Genomic DNA, 19,398 nt, shown 5'->3' with positions numbered 1-19,398 from the left:
ATGGGCGCGGGCCTGGTCGCGGTGGTGGGTCCAGTGCAGCGCGCGGTCGGCGAGCAGCGTCAGCAGCATGGCGAAGGATAGGGCCCAGACGGCGGGTTGCGCCGCTAGCGTGCTGTTCGAACCTGTCGTCCAGGCGAGGACCTGCCGTTGTACACCGTGTGAGACACCCCGAGAGCTGATCGGTCGCGCGTCGCGCAGTTGCGCCGCGCTGCTTCTTGCTGCGGATTTCTCACACTGAAACCGGTGTACTCCTGTGCTCACCAACTGGGTCGTCATGCCCACCTGCCTGCCGCTCGTCCTCCGTCGCTGCCACACGTGCGCGTCCGAACGCTTCCGGGCGAACGGCAAGTTCCGCGTCAACGCCAACCACAAGCGCCTCGACGCCTGGCTCCTCGTGCTCTGCACCGGCTGCGGGGAGACGGCGAAGCTCACGCTCTTCGAGCGGACGAACGTGCGCTCCGTACGACCCGGTCTCCTGGACCGGCTCCACGCCAACGACCTCGGCCTGGCGGCCGAGCTGCTGCAGGATCCGGCCGTGCAGCGCCGCAACCGCATCGCCCTCGACTGGGGCGGCGCCTGGCGCCTCGACACCGGCGGGTCCGACCACCCGGACCGCGAGGTCCTGGATGTCTCGGTCCGCTTCACGGCACGGATCCCGGTCCGGCCCGTGCGGCTGATCGCCGAGGGCTGCGGACTCTCCCGGGCCGAGACCGAGCGACTGGTCGAGGAGGGAAAGCTCGTCTCGGCGATCCGCCTGAACGGCAAGACCACCGGCGACTTCACCTTCACGCTCAAGCGCTGAGCCCCGGGCACCCGGGTCGGGCGGCCCGGGAGCCGGCCCGCCGGGGCGCGGCGGCGACACCCGCGTGGCTCTCGCCGCCGCGTACCGGGGGGCCACGGGGCCGAGGGCCCGCCAGGCCCAGTGCCCGCCGGGCCGCCAGGCCTCCGGGGCCGCCAGGCCTCCGGGGCCGCCAGGCCTCCGGGGCCGCCAGGCCTCCGGGGCCGCCAGGCCTCCGGGGCCGCCAGGCCGAGGGGGCCGCCAGGCCGAGGGGGCCGCCAGGCCGAGGGGGCCGCCAGGCCTCCGGGGCCGCCAGGCCTCCGGGGCCGCCAGGCCTCCGGGGCCGCCAGGCCTCCGGGGCCGCCAGGCCGAGGGGGCCGTCAGGCCGAGGGGGCCGCCGGGGCCTCCGGGGCCACCGGGCCGAGGGGGCCGTCAGGCCGAGGGAGCCACCGAGCCCCGGCCCCTCACCCCTCCCGGTGCCCGCCGGGCCGCCAGGCCTCCGGGGCCACCAGGCCGAGGGGCCGTCAGGCCGAGGGGCCGTCAGGCCGAGGGAGCCACCGGGCCCCGGCCCCTGGGGGCTGAGGGGCGAGGGCTGGGGCTGCGTCCGGTGTTCAGTCGAACCAGCGGTCGCGGGCCAGTTCCGCCGTGCGGGACGGGTCCTCCAGGAGGGCCGCCACCTCGAAGCGGCGGGGCCATTGGCCCGCGGCCCAGGCCAGGCCCGCGGCGACGCCCTCCAGGGTGGCGGCGTGGACCACGCCGTCCGCCGTGCGGCGCCAGTCGAGTTCGACGCCGGCGGCCCGCAGCTCCTCGTGCTCGACGTACGTGGCCGGGGTCGCCGGGCCGAGCAGCGCGTGCACCGACGGCGGCACCTCGTGCTCCTCGCCCACCGTCGTGACCTCGGCCTCCACCGCCTCGCTCAGGCGGCGGACCTGGAACAGCTCGGCGAGGTCGGCCGCCCGGGACGGGGCGACCGGGAGGAGCGGCAGGCCGGCCGCGAGCGGCAGGAGGTCGGGCGCGTCCGCGACCAGGGCCTCGGCCGCGTCGACCACCACCAGCGCGCCGTCCACGACCGCGCGCAGCTCGTCGGGCAGGGTGACCTGCTCGGGGTCCAGGTCGGCCAGCGCCGTGTACAGGGCGTGCAGCTGGGCGCCGGACACCTCGCGGGACGGGTCGGCGAGCCGGCCCAGGAGCTCCGCGGCGCCGCCCGGCTCGTCCAGGAGGGCCGGAACGGACGTACGGACGCCCAGGGCCCGCAGGACCTGCTCGTCCTCGAAGCCCGTCGCGTCCGCGGAGTCGTACAGGCCGATGAGGAGCGGGTCCGTGCCGGCGGCCCGCAGGCCCGCCGGACGCCGGCCGTCGAGCACCGGGTGGTCCCGCAGCCACCAGGCGGTGTACGGGCGGACGGTGTCCGTCGTGCCGTCGGGCAGCAGCACCCGCACGGGCTGCGTCAGGGCGTCCCGCAGCGGCGGCTTGGCCAGCAGTGCCAGCGCCCGCGGCCAGGCGTCGTCGTCGACCAGGTCCAGGTCCCGTACGGCCACGATCTCGGTCGCCACCGGCGGCACCGGGGTCTCCGGCAACCGGTCCAGGACGTCCTCGCACCACACGTCGACGGCGTCGAGCAGTCCCGCGTCGTCCGGCTCCGCGAAGTCGCCCTCGCGCGGCTCCAGCTCGTCCGGGTCGAGGACCAGATCGGTGGCCCGCACCAGCTGGAAGTCCGCGAGCACACCGCACGCCGCGAGCGGCTGCTCACCCCACCGTGCGGCCAGGTCCGCGTCCACGAACGGGAGTTCGCCCTCGCGCATCACGGACGCGAACGCGGAGCCGGGCAGCACGAGTTCGCCCGCCGGCGCGAGCTCCCCGTCCTCGTCGGGCAGCGCGAGCGCGCCCAGCCACGGCTCGTCGCCGGGGGCCAGGTCGGCGTCCCGTACGAGGGCGAGGACGGTCTCGGCGAGCTCGTCCGCGTCCAGGGTGTCGGCGTCCTCGTCCCAGATCTCGCCCGCGTCGAGCGAGGCGGCGACCGCCGCCCGCACCTGCGGCGTGGTGAGCACGGCGCGCGGTGTGGCCGGGACGGCGCCGAGCTTCTCCAGGATCGGGTGGGCGGCGTCCGGGTGGGCGACCTTCAGGCCGAGCCGGGCCAGGTCGACGGGCGTGTGGTCCTGCGGCAGCAGGACCTGGCGCGGGCCGATGGTCGTGCGGACGCGGGCGGCGGGCGGGGCCGCGCCCTCGGCCTCCTCGGCGCCCTCCGTGAGTGCGTCGGCCTCGACGGCCCGGGCGCCCGACTCCGGGCCCATCAGCGGCACCGGCAGGCCCGACAGCCGGTCCGGGTCGACACCCGCGAGCGAGTCGTAGAGCCGCCACCACCACTCCGGGCCGCGGTCCACGCCCGCGAGCCGGTCGACCGCCTCCGTCAGCGGCAGCCGGCCCACGCCGAGCGTCCGCAGCTCCGTACGGCGTTCCAGGCCGGCCGGCAGCAGCGTCGGGAACACCTCGGCGAGCACCGCGACGGTCTCCGCGCCAGCGCCCTCGACGACCTCCGCCTCGATCGGCCGCAGCGCCGGCAGGTCCTCGGACGCGGCGGCCGGCGCCAGGAACGCCACCCGCGGCAGCCGCTCGAGGACGGCGGCGCGCAGCGCGCCGTCCAGGGCGCCCTTGCCGAGCGGGCCGGGCACGAGGTCGAGGGTGCCGGTGGTCACCGGCCGCCACTCGGCGAGCAGCTCGGCGTACGCGTCGCCCGCCCGCTCCACCAGGAAGTCGGTGAGCGGCCCGGGCGCCGGGTGGCGGCGGGCGGTGTCCAGCGGGAAGGAGGCGATGAGCAGGGCGGGGATGCCGAGCGGCTCGTCGGTGGGGGTCGGGGCGTGGACGACGGGCGCGGTGGCCGGGAACCGCGGCGCGCCGTCCGCGTCCACGGGGACGGCCCAGGTGACCGACCAGTGCGGGCGCAGGCGTTCCTCGACGGGACGGTCCTTGAGCAGGGCCGGGTCGAGCGGTCCGCCGTGGCTGACGGTGCGCCAGCGGCGCGGGCCGGTGGCCGAGTCGGCGATGTGGACGTAGCCGCCCTCGGCGGTGCGGGTGAGGGTGCGGACGGCGCCGTCCGCGGTCTCGACGACGACCTCGGTCAGACCGGGCAGGGTGAGCAGCAGGGCGTCGTCGACGGCCGCGAGCAGCCGCTCGGCGAGGTCGACGGCGGCGGCGTCGCGCAGCGGCAGGACGACGACCGTGTCGTAGCCCTCGGGCGCGGTGCCCTCGGCGGGCAGCGGGAGCCGGAGCAGCGGTACGTGGCCCTCGCGGCGGCGCAGTTCGTCGCCGAGTCCCGGGCTGTGCCGGGCGGTCTCCGCGGCGAGCGCGCGGGCCTCCGCGAGGGACCAGCGGACGCCGCCGTGACGGCCGAGGACGGCGGGCTCGTCGGTGACGGCGAGCACGGCGGCGAAGCCGACGCCGAAACGGCCGACGGCGCCGGTGTCGCGGTCGGTGCGCTTGGCGGAGGCACGGAGGGTGGACAGCGACTCGACGCCGGTCGCGTCGAGCGGGGCGCCGGTGTTGGCGGCGGCGAGGACCGCCGGGCCGTCGGCGTCGGCCGGGTGCAGGGTGAGGCGGAGCCGGCCGGTGACGCCGGCGCGGCGGGCGGCGTCGGAGGCGTTCTGGGCGAGCTCGACCACGAGTCGGTCGCGGTAGCCGCCGAGGACGAGGTCCTCCTCGGCGTTGGCGTCCTCCCGGAAGCGGGCCGGGCCCGCGCCCCACGCGTCGAGCACGCCTCTGCGGAGCCGTGCGGTACCGAAGGGGTCGGTTCCGTCGGTCGACGTCCTGACGCTGACGCTCACGTCTGACTCCACTCTGCGGGACGGGGAAGTGGCCGGTGCCCGAAGGTACCGTGCCCCGTCCCGCCCCGACGCCCGGGGCACGTCCGGCCCCAGGGGGCGCGCGGAGGCACCCACGCGCCGGGGGCGCGCCCGCACTCCCGTGGGGCCCGCAGGGCCCCTGCCAGGGCCTACGAGGGCCCCAGGGCGTACGAGTGGCCCGGGGACCAACGAGCGGCCCAGGGGGCTGCGAGTGGCCCGGGGACCAACGAGCGGCCCGGGGACCAACGAGCGGCCCAGGAACCTACGAGCAGCCCAGGAACCTACGAGCGGCCCAGGGATCCACGAGCGACCCAGGGACCTACGAGTGCCCAGGGTCGGGGCCTACGAGCGCCCAGGGACCTACAAGTGGCCCAGGAACCTACGAGCGGCCCAGGGACCTACGAGTGGCCCAGGTCCTCCGACGCGTCCGGTTCCGTCGTCGAGCCGGAGTCCTTCGCCGGGCGGAGGGGGAACTCGTCGGCCGCCATCGAGTCGAGGACCGGCGGCGCCGGGCGCGGGGGCTTCGGCATGACCGCGGCCTCGGAGTGGCCGCCGCAGCCGTACGCGAGGGAGACGACGCGGCCGTCGGCCGGGGAGAACTCGTTCGCGCACACGCCGAAGGCCTGCTTCAGGGAGCCGGCGATCGGCACCAGGAAGGCACAGGACTGGCAGCTCGCCGGCGCCGCCTGGGCCATCGGGGTCTTCGCGCCGAAGGCCTCGTCCCAGCGGTCCGCGGCGATGTGCAGGCCGTAGCGGGACAGCACCCGGGCGCGGCGCATGCCGAGCTCCTCGGCGACCGCCGTGATGGCGCCGCGGGACGGCGTGCGGGAGGTGAGCTCGGCGTCCTCCTCGTCGAGGTGGTCCTCCATCTCCTCGGAGACGGCCGAGTTCGGCGGCGGCGCGTCCTCGCCCGACCAGCCGGGCTCCAGGCGCAGGTCGTCCTGCTCGGTGGGCAGCAGGTCGCCGGGGCCCATGTCGCCGGGCCGCAGCCGCTCGCTCCACGGCACCCACTCGGGCGCGAGGAGCGCCTCGGAACCGGGCAGCAGGACGGTTTCGTCGAGCGTGACGTTCTTGGCGCGGGAGGCCCGCGTCACGGTGACCGCCCAGCGCCAGCCCCGGTAGCCGGGCTCCTTGCACTCGAAGAAGTGCGTGACGACCCGGTCACCCTCGGCGACGACCTCCACGTGCTCGCCGACGACGCCGGGCGCGGCGGCCTCCTCGGCCGCCTCCCTCGCGAGGTCTACCGCCTCGGCGCACAGACGGTCGGGGGTACGCGTGGCTCGCGGGGTACGCGGGGTACGGCTTCGCGTCGTCGCAGCACTCACAGGTCTCGCTTCTCTCCTACGCCGTCTCACGGGTGCGCCGGCCGAGGAGCGGGAGCGAGCGGGAGCGAAGTCCCGGGCGGTGGTACGGAGCGGACCAGAGGGCCGCATCGACGTCCACGCCCGACAAGTCTCGCGTGCTTCTCGCGCGTCTCGGGCACACCTATCGTCATCCATTCTGCGGGATGCCGAAGAGGCGCGCGGCCGAGAACATCCGCCGGTGGCGCGCTACGCACGCTACCCCGTTCGCAGCGCTCAGCCCACCTGCGCGCCCCAAGTGGCCCGCATCGCGGACCGCGGCGGGCCGCCGCGGACGGCTCGCGGGCCGCGTCAACGGTTCGCGGGACCGGCGCGTGGGGCACTATGACGGAGTGGCAGCCGCACGGTCTTCCGCACGATCCCACGATCATGCCGGGCCGCTCAGCCGAGCGGGCCGGAAGCTCGGCCGCGCCCTGCACCTGCCCTTCACCGGCACCGCGAAGGGCATCAGGAAGGCCACCCACGCGCACGGCGCGGGCGAGTCGGGGCTCGGCAAACTGATCGAGCTGCACGCCGTCAACGGCGCCGGCGACGTCATGATCACCGTCGCCCTCGCCTCCACCGTCTTCTTCTCCGTGCCCACCGACGAGGCGCGCGGCCGGGTCGCGCTCTACCTCGCGATCACGATGCTCCCCTTCACCCTGCTCGCGCCCGTCGTCGGCCCGCTCCTCGACCGCGTCCCGCACGGCCGCCGCGCGGCCATGGCGGCCGCGATGCTGACGCGGGCCGCCCTCGCCCTCCTCATGTCGGGCGCGGTCGCCACCGGCGGGCTCCAGCTGTACCCGGCGGCGCTCGGCGTCCTCGTCGCCTCCAAGGCGTACGGAGTGGTGCGCAGCGCCGTCGTGCCACGACTGCTGCCGCCGAACTTCTCCCTCGTGAAGGCGAACTCGCGGGTGACGCTCGCCGGCCTGCTCGCCACCGGGATCGCCGCGCCGATCGGGGCCGGGCTCCAGCAGATCGGCCCGGGCTGGCCGCTGTACGGGGCGTCCGCGCTGTTCCTGCTCGGCACGTACTGGGCGCTGCGGATGCCGCACAAGGTGGACTCGGCGAAGGGCGAGCGGCGGGCCCACCTGCTGACCCACGGCGAGAAGAAGCCGAGCCTGCGGACGGTCGGCCCGGCGGTCCTGCACGGGCTCCAGGCGAACGCCTCGCAGCGCATGCTGTCCGGTTTCCTGATCTTCTTCCTGGCGTTCCTGCTGCGGGTGCACCCGCTGCCGGGGCAGAGCGCGGCGGTGTCGCTCGGCATGGTGGCCGTGGCGGCGGGCGTCGGCAACGCGTGCGGCACGGCCGTCGGCTCGCTCCTGAAGGAACGGGGCCACGGGCCAGAAGTGATCATCGCCACGATGGTGTCGACCGTCCTCGCCACGGCGATCTGCGCGGCGGTCTTCTTCGGCGGCCTGATGGTGGCCGTGCTCGGCGCAGTGGCCGGCCTGACCCAGGCGCTGTCGAAGCTCTCGCTCGACGCGCTGATCCAGCGCGACGTGCCGGAGTCCGTCCGGACCTCGGCCTTCGCCCGCTCGGAGACGGCACTCCAGATGGCCTGGGTGGTGGGCGGCGCCATCGGCATCTCCCTCCCGCTGAACGGAACCGTCGGCATGTCGGTGGCCGCGGGCATCCTGGCCCTGGGCGCGTCCCTGTCGGTACGGGGCCTGCTGACGGCGGCCCGCCGCCAGTCCCGCAGGGGGCGGGGCGACCCGCAGAAGGCGAAGGTGGCGTAGTGCGGCGGCCGGGGCCCGGGCGGCGTAGCCCGGACGCGGCACGCCGTACCCCCGCGTGGCGCGGGCGCGGCGGCCCGATAGCCTTCGGCCCATGACCGTTGCGTTCCTGACCCGTAAGCGCCGCCGGGCCGCCGTGGCCCTCGGGGCCGTCTCCGCCGGGCTCCTCGTTCTCTCCGCCTGCGACAAGCCGTCCCCGGTCGCCACCGTGACGGTCGGCTCCTCGTCCGTGAACTCCGAGGCCGCCTGCTACGACAAGGACGGCCTCCCCGACAAGCAGATCACCGCCTGCCTCAACAAGAAGGCCGGCGAGTCGATCTCCGCCGACCCCTCCGACAAGATCCGCTTCGGCGTCGACCCGGAGGTCGCCGAGAAGGGCTGGACGATCTTCCTCAACGGCACGAACGCCGAGCCGGAGCCGTTCAAGAAGACCTACCGGACCATCCCGGCCAGCGCGTTCTTCGCCAGCCAGACGGGCGAGTCCACGGACAAGACGCAGGTCGCCATCGTGGAGACCAACGCCGACAACAAGAAGGTCGTCGGCATCTGGTCCTTCGAGCTGACGAAGCAGGACTGAATCCGGCCTTGACCCGCCGGATCCTCGTCGTGACGGCCGTGGCGGCGGAGGCGGACTCCGTCACCGGCGGCCTCACGACCCCTGAACCGGGCGCGGACACGATCCCGCTGCCCGGCGGTTTCGCGCTGCGCCGCCACAGCGGTACGAGCCTGGTGGACGTCCTCGTCGCGGGCGTCGGCCCCGCCGCGGCCGCCGCCGCCACCTCGACCGCACTCGCGCACGCCCACGCGCACGCGGCGCCCCTCACGCGCCCGTACGACCTCGTCGTCTCCGCCGGGATCGCCGGCGGCTTCCTCCCGCACGCCCCGATCGGGACCGTCGTCGTGTCCGACGCCGTCGTCGCGGCCGATCTCGGCGCGCAGACGCCCGACGGCTACCTGGCCGTCGAGGAGCTCGGCTTCGGGCGGTCGGCGCACCCGGTGGCCCCCGAGCTGACCGGGGCCGTCGCCAAGGCGCTCGCGGACGGCGGGCTGCCGCACGCCGTCGGGACGGTGCTCACCGTGTCGACGGTCACCGGCACCGCCGAGCGGGCGGCCGAGCTGGCGGGGCGTCACCCCCGAGCCGTCGCCGAGGCGATGGAGGGCTTCGGCGTGGCGGAGGCCGCCGCCGCGTACGGCCTGCCCGTCGTCGAGATCCGGGCCGTGTCGAACGCCGTCGGCCCGCGCGACCGTGCCGCCTGGCGGATCGGCCAGGCCCTGGACGCGCTGCGGCACGCCTTCCAGCTGATCGGTCGGACCGTTTTCGTGGAGCCGGAGGAGTCCTCGTCGTGCCCAAGCTGAAGATCGCCTACTCGCCCTGCCCGAACGACACCTTCGTCTTCGACGCGTGGGCCCACGGCCGGGTCGCCGGCGCCCCGCGGCTCGACGTGACCTTCGCCGACATCGACCTGACCAACGGGTGGGCGGAGCGCGGCGACGCCCCGTACGACGTCCTGAAGGTCTCGTACGCGGTGCTGCCGTGGATCCTCGACGAGTACGCGCTGCTGCCCTGCGGCGGGGCCCTGGGCCGCGGCTGCGGCCCGCTCGTGCTGACCAGGGAGGCGGGCGACCCGGCGGACCTCGCCGGGAGGACGGTCGCGGTGCCGAGCGAGCGTTCGACGGCCTACCTGCTGTTCCGGCTGTGGGCCGCGGACATGGTCCCGGGCGGCGTCGGCGAGGTCGTCGTCCTGCCGTTCCACGAGATCATGCCGGCCGTGCGCGACGGCAAGGTGGACGCCGGGCTCGTCATCCACGAGGCCCGCTTCACGTACCGGAACTACGGCCTGCACGCGCTCGCCGACATGGGCGAGCACTGGGAGCACACCACCGGCCTGCCGATCCCGCTCGGCGCGATCGTCGCACGCCGCTCGCTCGGCGAGGACACGCTGCGGCTGCTCGCCGAGTCGGCGCGCGCATCGGTCCGGATGGCCTGGGACGACCCGTCCGTCTCCCGCCCGTACGTACTCGAGCACGCGCAGGAGATGGACCCGAAGGTGGCCGATCAGCACATCGGTCTCTACGTCAACGAGTTCACCGCCGACCTCGGCGAGACCGGCTACGCGGCGGTGCGCGGGCTGCTCACGCGCGCGGCGGCCGAGGGACTCGTACCGCCCCTCGGCCCGCACGCGCTGAAGTTCCCGTAGCGGATCAGACGTCGAGCTGGTCCGCCACCGCCCGCAGCAGGCCCGCGATCTTCTTGCCGTGGACCTTGTCGGGGTAGCGGCCGCGCTCCAGCATCGGCGTGATGTTCTCCAGGAGCGTGGTGAGGTCCTGCACGATGGACGCCAGTTCGTCGGGCTTACGGCGCTGCGCCGCGGCGACGGACGGGGTCGGGTCGAGGACCGTGACGGAGAGCGCCTGGTCGCCGCGCTGGCCGGCGACCACGCCGAACTCCACGCGCTGCCCCGGCTTCAGGGCGTCGACTCCGGCGGGGAGCACCGACGAGTGCACGAAGACGTCACCGCCGTCGTCGCGGGAGAGAAAGCCGAAGCCCTTCTCGCTGTTGAACCATTTGACCTTGCCGGTAGGCACGTCCGTTCCTCGTCCTCGTACTCGATGGGTGCGCCGGGATCCCGGCTCTGTGGCAAACGCTCTTCGCTCTATCTCAGGAAAGAGATACAGCGGGTCACCGATGCTCACCGAGACCCGCCGGCACCAAGGCTAATGGGCTGAGGCCCGGTGACAAGACGTCCCCGGTCCGTTCCCTCCGGCCTGGGAACTACCCTGGCCGAATGCACAGTGAAACCCCTTCGGCCCCGACTTCGGCCGCGACGGACGACCGTGCTCCCGGTGACGGCCTCGTCCGCGCCGGTGCCGTCGTCTTCATCGTCGGCGCGGTCGCGACCCTGGTCACGGTGGCTCCGCTCTTCCTCGGATCCGATCCGTTCCCGACGGTCGCCTACCTGGTGTCGATGCTCATGGGCGTCGGCTTCCTGATCGCCGGCGCGGGCGTGCTCCGCTCGATCGCCGCCGGGCGCCGCCGGGCGCGCGCCGTGCAGGCGGCGACGGCTCAGCCCAGGTAGCCCTCCCACCAGGGCCGGAAGTCCGTCAGGTCGGCGAGGACGACGTCCGCGCCGGCCGCCCGCAGCTCCTCCGGGGCGCACGGCCCGGTGGCCACGGCCACCGACAGGGCGCCCGCGGTGAGGGCGCCGCGCACGTCACCCGTGTGGTCGCCGACGTACACCGTGGCGCCGTGCGCGCGCAGGGCCTCCGCCTTGCCCTCCGCCCACAGGTCGCCGACGACGGCGTCCGGCTCGATGCCGAGGTGGGCCAGGTGCAGCTTGGCGTGCGGCTCGTTCTTCGCCGTGACGACGATCGTCCGGCCGCCCGCCTCGCGAACGGCTTGAATCGCATCCCGCGCGCCGGGCATGGGGACGGTCGGCTCGATGGCGTGCACGCCGTAGAACTCGCGGTAGCGCGTCACCATGGCCGGCACCTGCTCCTGCGGGAACCAGTGGGCGAGCTCGTGGGCCAGCGGCGGGCCGAGACGGGAGACGACCAGGTCGGCGTCGATCGGCACGCCGACGGCGGCGGAGAAGGCCTCGAAGGCGGCCTTGATGCCGGGGCGGGTGTCGAGGAGGGTCAGGTCCAGGTCGAAGCCGACGGTGGGTGCGCTCTCGGTCACGGTCATGGGGGCCATTGTGCCCGTGTGTTCGAAAACGGCCCCTGTCTAGACTGAGCCGGGCCTTCCGCTTAGCGAAGCCTTACCGAACCACCGAACCGCCGACCGACCGCCGAGCCGCCGACCGAACCGGCGACCCGCCGAGCCGTCTCCCCGTACCTCCGATGGGTGTCCATGTCCGCCACACGCTCCCGACGCGCCGGCCGGCGCGTCGTCGCGACCACGGCGGCCGGCGTCGCCCTGTTCCTCGCGATCCTGCTCAGTCTCGCGGTCGGTGCCCGGGCCGTGCCGCCCGCCACCGTCCTCGACGCGCTGCTGCACGGCGCCACCGGCGACGACGCGGAGGTCGTCCGGCAGCTCCGCGTGCCGCGCACGCTGATCGGCCTCATGGTCGGCGCGGCGCTCGCGCTCGCCGGGACCGCGCTGCAGGGCATCACCCGCAACCCGATCGCCGACCCCGGCATCCTCGGCATCAGCCAGGGCGCCTCGGTCGGCGTCGTCCTCGCCATCGCCTTCGCCGGGGTGCACACGCTCACCGGCTACGTGTGGTTCGCCTTCGCGGGCGCCGCGCTGGCCTCCGTCGCCGTCTACGCCATCGCGTCGAGCGGCCGGGGTGGGGCGACGCCGGTGAAGCTGGCGCTCGGCGGGGCCGCGATCAACGCGCTGCTGCTGTCGGTGACGACCGGCGTGCTGACGACGAAGGCCTCGGCGCTCGACGAGTTCCGGTTCTGGCAGATCGGCTCGCTCGACGGCCGGGACGCCCACATCGTCGGCCAGATCTGGCCCTTCCTGCTGGTCGGCGCGGTCCTGGTGGTCGCCGTCGCGCGCGGGCTCGACGCGCTCGCACTCGGCGAGGACGTCGCCAAGGGCCTCGGGCAGCGCGTCGCGACCGTACGGATCGTCGGCGGCGTCGGCGCGACCGTACTGACCGGCGCGGGAGTCGCCGCCGCCGGGCCCATCGCGTTCGTCGGCCTCGCCGTACCGCACATCGCCCGCGCGGTCGTCGGCTCCGACCACCGCTGGGTACTGCCGATGGCGGCGCTCATCGGGCCGGTGATGCTGCTCGTGTCGGACGTGCTCGGCCGCATCCTGTTCCCGCCGGGCGAGGTCCCGGCGGGCGTGATGACGGCGCTGATCGGCGTGCCGTTCCTGGTGACGCTCGTGCGACGGAAGGCGGTGCCGGCATGACGGCGACCACGTCCACGACGACCACCGCCCCCGCGGGCCGGGTCCGCCCGTACGGCTACGCGCTCGTCCGCGCCGGACGCGCCTCCTTCCTGGTGCACCGGCGCTCGGCGCTGGCCGCCGCGGCCCTCGTGGTGCTCCTGGCCGCCGTCTCGGTCGCGTCCCTGTCCGTCGGCGAGCGTTTCGTCGCGCCGGGCGAGGTCCTCGACGTCCTCGTCGGCGACGGCACGTCCTTCGTGGTCGAGGAGCTGCGGCTGCCGCGGCTCGTGACCGGCCTGATGGTCGGAGCCGCGTTCGGGATCGCGGGCGCGCTCATCCAGACCGTCGCCCGCAACCCGCTCGCCAGCCCCGACGTCATCGGCATCAGCCAGGGCGCGGGCGCCGTGACGGTCGCCGCGATGACCTTCGGCCTCGCCTCGTACGAGGTCATCCCGTACGTGTCGATCGCCGGCGGTCTCCTCGCCGCCGCGCTCGTCTACGTGTTCGCGTGGCGCGGCGGGCTGCACGCCACCCGCTTCGTCCTGATCGGCATCGGCTTCGCCATCGCCCTGCGCTCGCTGACCCACCTGTTCATGACGAAGGGCGACTACCTGGTCGCCCAGCAGGCCCAGATCTGGATGACCGGCTCCCTCAACGGGCGCGGCTGGGACGAGTCGGCGCCGCTGCGCTGGACGCTCCTCGCGATGCTGCCGGCGGTGCTGTGGGCGGCGCGATCGCAGCGGACGGTGTCGCTCGACGACGACACGGCGACGGCGCTCGGCGTACGGCTCGGGCGGGTGCGGCTCGGCCTGGTGACCGTGGGCGTGGTCCTGGCGTCGGTCGCGACGGGCGTGGCAGGACCGGTCGACTTCGTCGCCCTCCTGGCCCCGCAGATCGCCCGCCGCGTCACCCGCACGGCGCAGATCCCGCTGCTGTGCTCGGCGCTCCTCGGCGCGCTGGTCGTGGTCGCCGCCGACGTGCTCGGCAGGCGGCTCTTCGCGCCCACCGAACTGCCGGTGGGTGTCCTGACGGCGGCGGTCGGCGCCCCGTACCTGATCTGGCTGATCGTACGCAGCCGTGGAGTGGGAGGCAGTCGTTGAGCAGGCTGAGCACACGGGAGCTGACGCTCGCGTACGAGGAGCGGACCGTCGTCCACGAGCTCGACCTGGTGATCCCCGACGGCAAGGTGACCGTCATCGTCGGCCCGAACGCGTGCGGCAAGTCGACCACCCTGCGGGCCCTCGGCCGGCTCCTCAGGCCCAGGGGCGGCGCGGTCCTGCTGGACGGCGAGGAGCTGGCGAAGGTCCCGACGAAGCGGATCGCCCAGAAGATCGGCCTGCTGCCGCAGACGCCCGTCGCGCCGGAGGCCATCACGGTCGCCGACCTCGTGGCCCGCGGCCGGCAGCCGCACCAGGCGTGGTGGAAGCAGTGGTCGGAGGAGGACGAGCGGGCCGTCGTCGACGCCATGGCGCGTACGGACGTGAGCGCGCTGTCCCACCGCTCGGTGGACGAGCTGTCCGGCGGCCAGCGCCAGCGGGTGTGGATCGCGATGGCCCTGGCCCAGGAGACCGACCTCCTCCTGCTCGACGAGCCGACCACCTACCTGGACATCGCCCACCAGGTGGAGGTCCTCGACCTGGTCCGCCGCCTCAACCGCGCCCGCGGCCGCACGGTCGTCGTCGTCCTCCACGACCTGAACCAGGCGGCCCGCTACGCCGACCACCTGGTGGCCATGAAGTCCGGCCGCGTGGTCGCCGAGGGCCCGCCGTCCGAGGTCGTCACGGCGGACCTCGTACGCGAGGTCTTCGGCCTGGACTCGGTGGTGGTCCCGGACCCGGTGACGGGCTCACCGCTGGTGGTACCGGGGGCACCGTGGGAAGCGGACACACCCGCTGAGCTGCACTCCAATGGTGCAGCACCACCTGCATGACCGCTGCGCCGGCGCCACGCTGAGCCCATGGAACGCCGGACCAAGGTCACGGTGCACCCACCGGACAGCCGGGGCCTGCGCAGGGTCAGCATCGCCGGCGAGACGGTCGGCAGCGCCTGGTCACTGCGAGAACTGCGACGCATCCTCCGCCGCTACGGATTTCCCGATCACGTGGACCTGGACGACAGGTCCCGCGTGTACTGGCAGGGCGGCGGCAGCGATGTCTGGCCCGACCGCACGCCGGCCAGACGCGCGACGATCGGACTCCTTGTGGCGGGGCTCGTGGGCGGCTGGATCCTGCTGACGGTCATCGGCAAGACGGACGCCTTCGACGCGCTGACCTTCGCGGGGCGGATCACGGGTTTCGTGTTCCTCCTCGGCGGGGTCACGGAGGCTGCCGCGGCGGTGGCGGCCATGGACTATTGGGGCAAGCGGAGCCTGCGGATCTCCGGGACGATCGTGCTCCTCGGCGTCGTCATCGCACTGACGGTCTCGACGATTCTGGTCTTCCTGTGGCTCGAGGAGATGGAGTTCACGCCGTACATGCTGGCCGTGTTCCCACTGTTCGGCTGGTCACTGTGGGCGCTGTCGGTGATGGTCCGGAACAAGGTGTGGCGCGGCACTCCGCATCCGACGAAGATCGCGGCCGGGGTGACGGCCACCGCACTGCTCGCGGCGGTGAACCTCGCCTACTCGTCGGTGTACCAGCCGACGGCGGCACCGGCGAACCTGTCCTTCAAAGTACGGTTCGGAACGCCTCGTGCGGACCCCGAGCGGCCGGTCGTCCACGTTCCGCTGTCGCTCCAACTGGAGAACACCGGCTCCGTTCCGGTGTACATCCTCGTAGACAACTGGGCTGTGTACGGGCGCACCGCGCGGTTCTTCGAGAAGAGCACGGAGTTTCGGGACCGTCGACAAGAGCTGGGGCGAGCCGAGAGCGACCTGGCGCGCAACGTCGGGTCCGTCGAGTGGGTGGCTCTCGCGGTGGGACCGTTCAGCGGCCCCGGAACCTGGTACGAGCCGGGTGAGTCGTACAGCGAGGAGAAGGTCGTCGAGGTGGCCAGGAACGCGAAGTTCGACATGCTTGACGCCGATCTGGACGCCATGGTCATGCGCAAGGACCGCGGCCGGATCGACTTGGACGAGTTCTCCACGGGATGGTTCTCGTGGGAGAAGGAATCGCGGTTCTACTGCCCACCGAAGGACTGTGACGACCTGCTCATTCACAACGCACAGGTCACCTACAACAACAATCTCGTCAACATCACGCGGAAGCCGCGATACGTGACCGCGTGGTGGGGCGCCAGTCCGACCGACTCCAACTGGAACGCCTTCGTCTCCACGTACAAGGGCAAGGGTTACATCGGTGACCCGGCCAGCGACGAGGACGCTGCCACGGAGTCGGATCGGTTCGATCTGTTCTCCGTGACCGGCGACGCCGTCATCCCCTTCGCGGCCGTCGTGAACCCGCGCCCCTGAGACCTCACCGCCGCCGCGACCGCCACAGCAGGAACAGGGCCGACGCGATCGCCGCCGCACGGAGGGTCCAGGGCCAGGTGGCGGAGACGGCGGCGCCCATGGCCTCGCCGCCCGGGGCCACCGGGTCGCCCCAGCGGCCCTCGACGCGGCCCCAGAGCCAGACCATGGCCGCGGTGGCGACCGCGCCGGGCAGGACGAGGACGGCGGTGCGGCGCTCGCGGGAGGCGTAGGCGAGGAGCCAGCCCGCGGCGAGCGGGACGAGGGAGCCGACGGCCGCGCCGACGAGGAGGAGCACGGCGGCGGCCAGCAGGAGCGGGCTGCCCAGGCGCAGGCCGCGGAGGCGGGCGGTGCGGGCGGGCGCCGCCGCCTCGTCGGTCGCGTCCTCCGGACCGTCCTCCGGCTCCTCGTCCGCCTCCTCGTCCTCCGCGGGCGGGGGCTTCAGGAGCTCCGGGATCTCCACGCCGCCGATGAAGCCGGCGACCGCACCGGTCTCCGTGGCGCCGTCCTGCCACCAGTCCGCCGGGCGCGGCTCGGGGAGGGCGGCGGAGGTGCGGTCGGGGCGGTCGGGGCCGCTCTGGCGCGGGACCGGCGAGGGCGCCGAGGGTGCCGAAGGGGCAGCCGGCCTCGACGGAGGTGGCGGGGACGCGCGGTCCACGACCTCGTCCGGCGTACCGAGGGCGTCGAGGATGCCCCGTACCGCCTCGCCCCTCACCTCGCGGCGGCGTTCGATCTCGTCGCGCAGGCCCGACACCAGCTCGCGGCGCTCCGCCGCCGGGAGCTGACGCTGCTGCGCCAGATCGCCCACCCGGCTCAGATAGTCGAAGACCAAGCGGTCGTTCTCGTTCCCCACGGCACGACGGTAGCGCCTGCGCAGGGGCTAACGTGGTGCGGATGGGGATCGGTGAGCTCGACCGGGAGGCGCACGTGCCCGAAGGAACTGCCGTCGGCAGCGCGGCGGACGGCACCGGCGCCGCGCCGCGCACGCTCGCGGAGGCGCTGCGCGCCGGTGGCGACGAGGCGCTGGCCGCGCTGCTGCGCGCCCGCCCGGACCTGCTGTCGCCCGTCCCGAACGACCTGACGCAGCTCGCCACCCGGGCCGGCACGCGCGGCTCGGTCGTCCGCGCCCTGGAGCGGCTCGACCGCTTCGCCCTCCAGACGGCCGAAGCGCTCGCCGTGGCCCCCGACCCCGCCCCGTACCCCGTGCTCCTCGCCCTGCTCACCGGCGACGACGGACACGACGACGCCCCCGAGATCGAGGCGGCGCTGCCGCGCGCCGTCGCCCTGCTGCGCGAGCAGGCGCTGGTGTGGGGCGACGACGAGCGGCTGCGGCTGGTGCGCACCGCCCGCGAGCTGCTCGCGCCCTCGCCGCAGCACCCCTCGCCCACCGGGCTCGGCCCTTCGGTCGCGGAGGCGACTGCGGGCATGTCGCCGGGCCGCCTCCAGGAGATCATCGCGGCGGCCGGGCTGCCCCCGACGCACGACCCGGTGTCGGCGGTCGCGGCACTGACGGAGCTGTTCACGGACCGTACGAGGATGGCGGCGCTGCTCGACACCGCGCCGCCCGACGCGCTCGCCGTCCTCGACCGGCTGGTGTGGGGCCCGCCGTACGGAGAGGTCACGGCCGATCCCGCGCCGCCGGTGCGCTGGCTGCGCGACCGGGGCCTGCTGCTGCCGGTCTCCACCCGGACGGTGGTGCTGCCGCGCGAGGCGGCGCTGCACCTGCGCGGCGGGCGGGCGCACCGGGCGCCGGAGCCGCGGGCGCCGGAGGTGACGGCGGCCCGCGACTACCGTCCACAGGTCGTGGACAACGCGGCGGCCGGCCAGGCGTACACGGCGCTCACGACCGTCGAGGAGCTGCTGAAGTCCTGGGACCAGGGCGGCCCGCCGGTGCTGCGGGCCGGCGGCCTGGCCGTCCGGGACCTCAAGCGGACCGCCGCCGCGCTCGACGTGTCGGAGCCGCTGGCCGCGTTCTGGCTTGAGCTGGTGTACGGGGCCGGGCTGCTCGCCTCGGACGGCGAGGCGGACGAGCGGTACGCCCCGACGCCCGCGTACGACGACTGGCTCGACCTGCCGCCCGCCGAGCGCTGGGCACTGCTCGCCGGCACCTGGCTCGACGCCACCCGCACCCCGGGCGTCGTCGGCACCCAGGACGGCAAGGGCCGCACCCTGTCCGCGCTCGGCCCCGGCCTCGACCGCGCACAGGCGCCGGAGGTGCGCCGCCGGGTCCTCGCGCTCCAGGCCACGCTGCCGCCGGGCGCCGCCGCCGACCGCGAGACGCTGCTGGCCAGGCTGCGCTGGGACCGCCCGCTGCGCAGCGGCGGTACGCTCGCCGACCTGCGCGAGCAGATCGCCGCGTGGACGCTCGACGAGGCCGAACTGCTGGGCATCACCGGGCGCGGGGCGCTCGCCTCGCCCGCCCGCGCCCTGCTCAACCTGCCGCTCGCCGAGGCCGCCCCTCCGGACGCCCTCCAGGGGCACGAGTGCGAGCCGTCCGTCGCGGCCTCGCGGGCGGCGACGCTGCTCGCGCCGCTGCTGCCGGAGGCCGTCGACCACGTGCTGCTCCAGGCCGACCTGACGGCGGTCGCCCCCGGGCCGCTGCGCCGCCCGCTCGCCGACACCCTCTCCGTGCTCGCCGACGTGGAGTCGAAGGGCGGCGCGACCGTCTACCGCTTCACGCCCGCGTCCGTACGCCGGGCGCTCGACGCCGGGCGCACCGCGTCCGACCTGCACGACTTCCTGACCGCGCACTCGCGCACGCCGGTGCCGCAGCCGCTCTCGTACCTCATCGACGACGTGGCCAGGAAGCACGGGCACCTGCGGGTGGGTGCCGCGTCCGCGTACGTGCGCTGCGACGACGACACCGTGCTCGGCGAGATCCTCGCCGACCGGCGCGCGGCCGCGCTCGGACTGCGCAGGCTCGCGCCGACGGTCCTCGCCGCGCAGTCCGACCCGGCCGGGCTCCTGGAGGGGCTGCGGGCGATGGGATACGCACCGGCCGCCGAGTCCGCCGAGGGCGACGTCCTGATCACCCGCGCCGACGCCTACCGCACCCCGCCCCGTACCGCCCCGGCGCCGGTCCCGGAAGGGCCGCCCGCCCCGGACGCGACGCTGCTGAAGGCCGCGGTCAGGGCGATCCGCGCGGGCGACCGGGCGGCGACGGTGGTCCGCAAGGAACCGTCCTCCGCCCGCGCCGCCGGCGAACTGCCCCGCACCTCCCCCGCCGAGACCCTGGCCACCGTCCAGGCCGCCGCCCTCACCGGCTCGGCCGTCTGGATCGGCTACGTCAACGCGGAGGGCGGCGCGAGCCAGCGCGTCATCGCCCCGGTCCGCGTCGAGGGCGGCTTCGTCACGGGCTACGACCACACGGCCGACGAGGTCCGCACATACCCGCTGCACCGCATCACGGGCGTGGCGGAACTGGCGGAGGACGACGGCGCGTAGCCCGCGGCCTCGGCCGGC

The 19,398-nt window shown here is 74.9% G+C and carries 16 protein-coding genes and 1 pseudogene; 11 read left to right on the top strand and 6 right to left on the bottom strand.

Annotated features, from left to right (window positions below):
• Window positions 1–276 (bottom strand): annotated as a pseudogene (locus ACFVGS_RS34835) (hypothetical protein); the annotation flags it as partial.
• On the opposite strand from ACFVGS_RS34835, the gene ACFVGS_RS34830 reads away from it, so the two are divergent.
• Window positions 254–802 carry a DUF1062 domain-containing protein gene (locus tag ACFVGS_RS34830; protein ID WP_384419446.1) on the top strand — a complete coding sequence of 183 codons (549 nt, stop codon included), beginning with the start codon at window positions 254–256 and terminating at the stop codon, window positions 800–802. The pseudogene ACFVGS_RS34835 and the gene ACFVGS_RS34830 sit on opposite strands and share 23 nt — an antisense overlap.
• Before the next feature lie 587 nt (window positions 803–1,389).
• Here the strand turns inward: ACFVGS_RS34830 and ACFVGS_RS34825 are convergent.
• Window positions 1,390–4,608 (bottom strand): sacsin N-terminal ATP-binding-like domain-containing protein, encoded by a 3,219-nt coding sequence (locus ACFVGS_RS34825; RefSeq protein WP_385696241.1) that lies wholly within the window; start codon window positions 4,606–4,608, stop codon window positions 1,390–1,392.
• A 404-nt stretch (window positions 4,609–5,012) separates the two neighbouring features.
• A complete protein-coding gene (locus ACFVGS_RS34820) occupies window positions 5,013–5,939 on the bottom strand; it encodes a DUF3027 domain-containing protein (RefSeq protein ID WP_384419450.1) in 927 nt (308 codons plus the stop codon).
• Between the two features lie 368 nt (window positions 5,940–6,307).
• On the opposite strand from ACFVGS_RS34820, the gene ACFVGS_RS34815 reads away from it, so the two are divergent.
• The 4 genes from ACFVGS_RS34815 (at window position 6,308) to ACFVGS_RS34800 (ending at window position 9,888) form a co-directional block, all read left to right on the top strand.
• Window positions 6,308–7,693 (top strand): MFS transporter, encoded by a 1,386-nt coding sequence (locus ACFVGS_RS34815; protein ID WP_384419453.1) that lies wholly within the window; start codon window positions 6,308–6,310, stop codon window positions 7,691–7,693.
• A gap of 91 nt (window positions 7,694–7,784) precedes the next feature.
• A complete protein-coding gene (locus ACFVGS_RS34810) occupies window positions 7,785–8,267 on the top strand; it encodes a DUF2771 domain-containing protein (protein ID WP_384419456.1) in 483 nt (160 codons plus the stop codon).
• Window positions 8,268–8,275: 8 nt separating this feature from the next.
• Window positions 8,276–9,046, top strand: a complete 771-nt coding sequence (locus ACFVGS_RS34805; protein WP_385696237.1) for a futalosine hydrolase — start codon at window positions 8,276–8,278, stop codon at window positions 9,044–9,046.
• Window positions 9,034–9,888, top strand: coding sequence for a 1,4-dihydroxy-6-naphthoate synthase (locus ACFVGS_RS34800; protein WP_384419463.1), 855 nt, complete (start codon window positions 9,034–9,036; stop codon window positions 9,886–9,888). Before ACFVGS_RS34805 ends, ACFVGS_RS34800 begins: the two co-directional genes overlap by 13 nt.
• A 4-nt stretch (window positions 9,889–9,892) precedes the next feature.
• Here the strand turns inward: ACFVGS_RS34800 and ACFVGS_RS34795 are convergent, their stop codons facing one another.
• Window positions 9,893–10,276 (bottom strand): cold-shock protein, encoded by a 384-nt coding sequence (locus ACFVGS_RS34795; protein WP_031073201.1) that lies wholly within the window; start codon window positions 10,274–10,276, stop codon window positions 9,893–9,895.
• A 200-nt stretch (window positions 10,277–10,476) separates the two neighbouring features.
• Here ACFVGS_RS34795 and ACFVGS_RS34790 point away from each other — a divergent pair, with 200 nt between their 5' ends.
• On the top strand, window positions 10,477–10,767 hold the full coding sequence (locus tag ACFVGS_RS34790; protein ID WP_384419466.1) for a hypothetical protein: 291 nt from the start codon (window positions 10,477–10,479) through the stop codon (window positions 10,765–10,767).
• Here the strand turns inward: ACFVGS_RS34790 and ACFVGS_RS34785 are convergent.
• Window positions 10,755–11,384: an HAD family hydrolase gene (locus tag ACFVGS_RS34785; protein ID WP_384419469.1), complete on the bottom strand. Its 630-nt coding sequence runs from the start codon at window positions 11,382–11,384 to the stop codon at window positions 10,755–10,757. The genes ACFVGS_RS34790 and ACFVGS_RS34785 overlap by 13 nt on opposite strands.
• A 156-nt stretch (window positions 11,385–11,540) precedes the next feature.
• Here ACFVGS_RS34785 and ACFVGS_RS34780 point away from each other — a divergent pair, with 156 nt between their 5' ends.
• The 4 genes from ACFVGS_RS34780 to ACFVGS_RS34765 are packed head-to-tail and all read left to right on the top strand — an operon-like array spanning window position 11,541 to window position 15,939.
• The gene (locus tag ACFVGS_RS34780; RefSeq protein ID WP_385696232.1) at window positions 11,541–12,554 is read left to right on the top strand and encodes a FecCD family ABC transporter permease; all 1,014 of its coding nucleotides are present in this window, start codon (window positions 11,541–11,543) and stop codon (window positions 12,552–12,554) included.
• The gene (locus ACFVGS_RS34775) at window positions 12,551–13,630 is read left to right on the top strand and encodes a FecCD family ABC transporter permease (protein WP_385696229.1); all 1,080 of its coding nucleotides are present in this window, start codon (window positions 12,551–12,553) and stop codon (window positions 13,628–13,630) included. The genes ACFVGS_RS34780 and ACFVGS_RS34775 overlap by 4 nt, the downstream gene beginning before the upstream one ends.
• Window positions 13,627–14,460, top strand: coding sequence for an ABC transporter ATP-binding protein (locus tag ACFVGS_RS34770; RefSeq protein WP_385696226.1), 834 nt, complete (start codon window positions 13,627–13,629; stop codon window positions 14,458–14,460). The genes ACFVGS_RS34775 and ACFVGS_RS34770 overlap by 4 nt, the downstream gene beginning before the upstream one ends.
• 27 nt (window positions 14,461–14,487) lie before the next feature.
• The gene (locus tag ACFVGS_RS34765; RefSeq protein WP_385696222.1) at window positions 14,488–15,939 is read left to right on the top strand and encodes a hypothetical protein; all 1,452 of its coding nucleotides are present in this window, start codon (window positions 14,488–14,490) and stop codon (window positions 15,937–15,939) included.
• A 4-nt stretch (window positions 15,940–15,943) separates the two neighbouring features.
• Here the strand turns inward: ACFVGS_RS34765 and ACFVGS_RS34760 are convergent, their stop codons facing one another.
• Complete coding sequence (locus ACFVGS_RS34760) at window positions 15,944–16,789, bottom strand: hypothetical protein (protein WP_385696219.1); 846 nt, start codon at window positions 16,787–16,789, stop codon at window positions 15,944–15,946.
• Between the two features lie 41 nt (window positions 16,790–16,830).
• On the opposite strand from ACFVGS_RS34760, the gene ACFVGS_RS34755 reads away from it, so the two are divergent.
• Window positions 16,831–19,380, top strand: coding sequence for a helicase-associated domain-containing protein (locus ACFVGS_RS34755; RefSeq protein ID WP_385696217.1), 2,550 nt, complete (start codon window positions 16,831–16,833; stop codon window positions 19,378–19,380).
• Window positions 19,381–19,398: the final 18 nt, after the last annotated feature.

Origin of the sequence: Streptomyces sp. NPDC127114, assembly GCF_042677525.1 — a bacterium.
In the GTDB taxonomy this organism is placed as follows: domain Bacteria; phylum Actinomycetota; class Actinomycetes; order Streptomycetales; family Streptomycetaceae; genus Streptomyces.
This window is presented reverse-complemented; position numbering and strand designations above follow the sequence as displayed.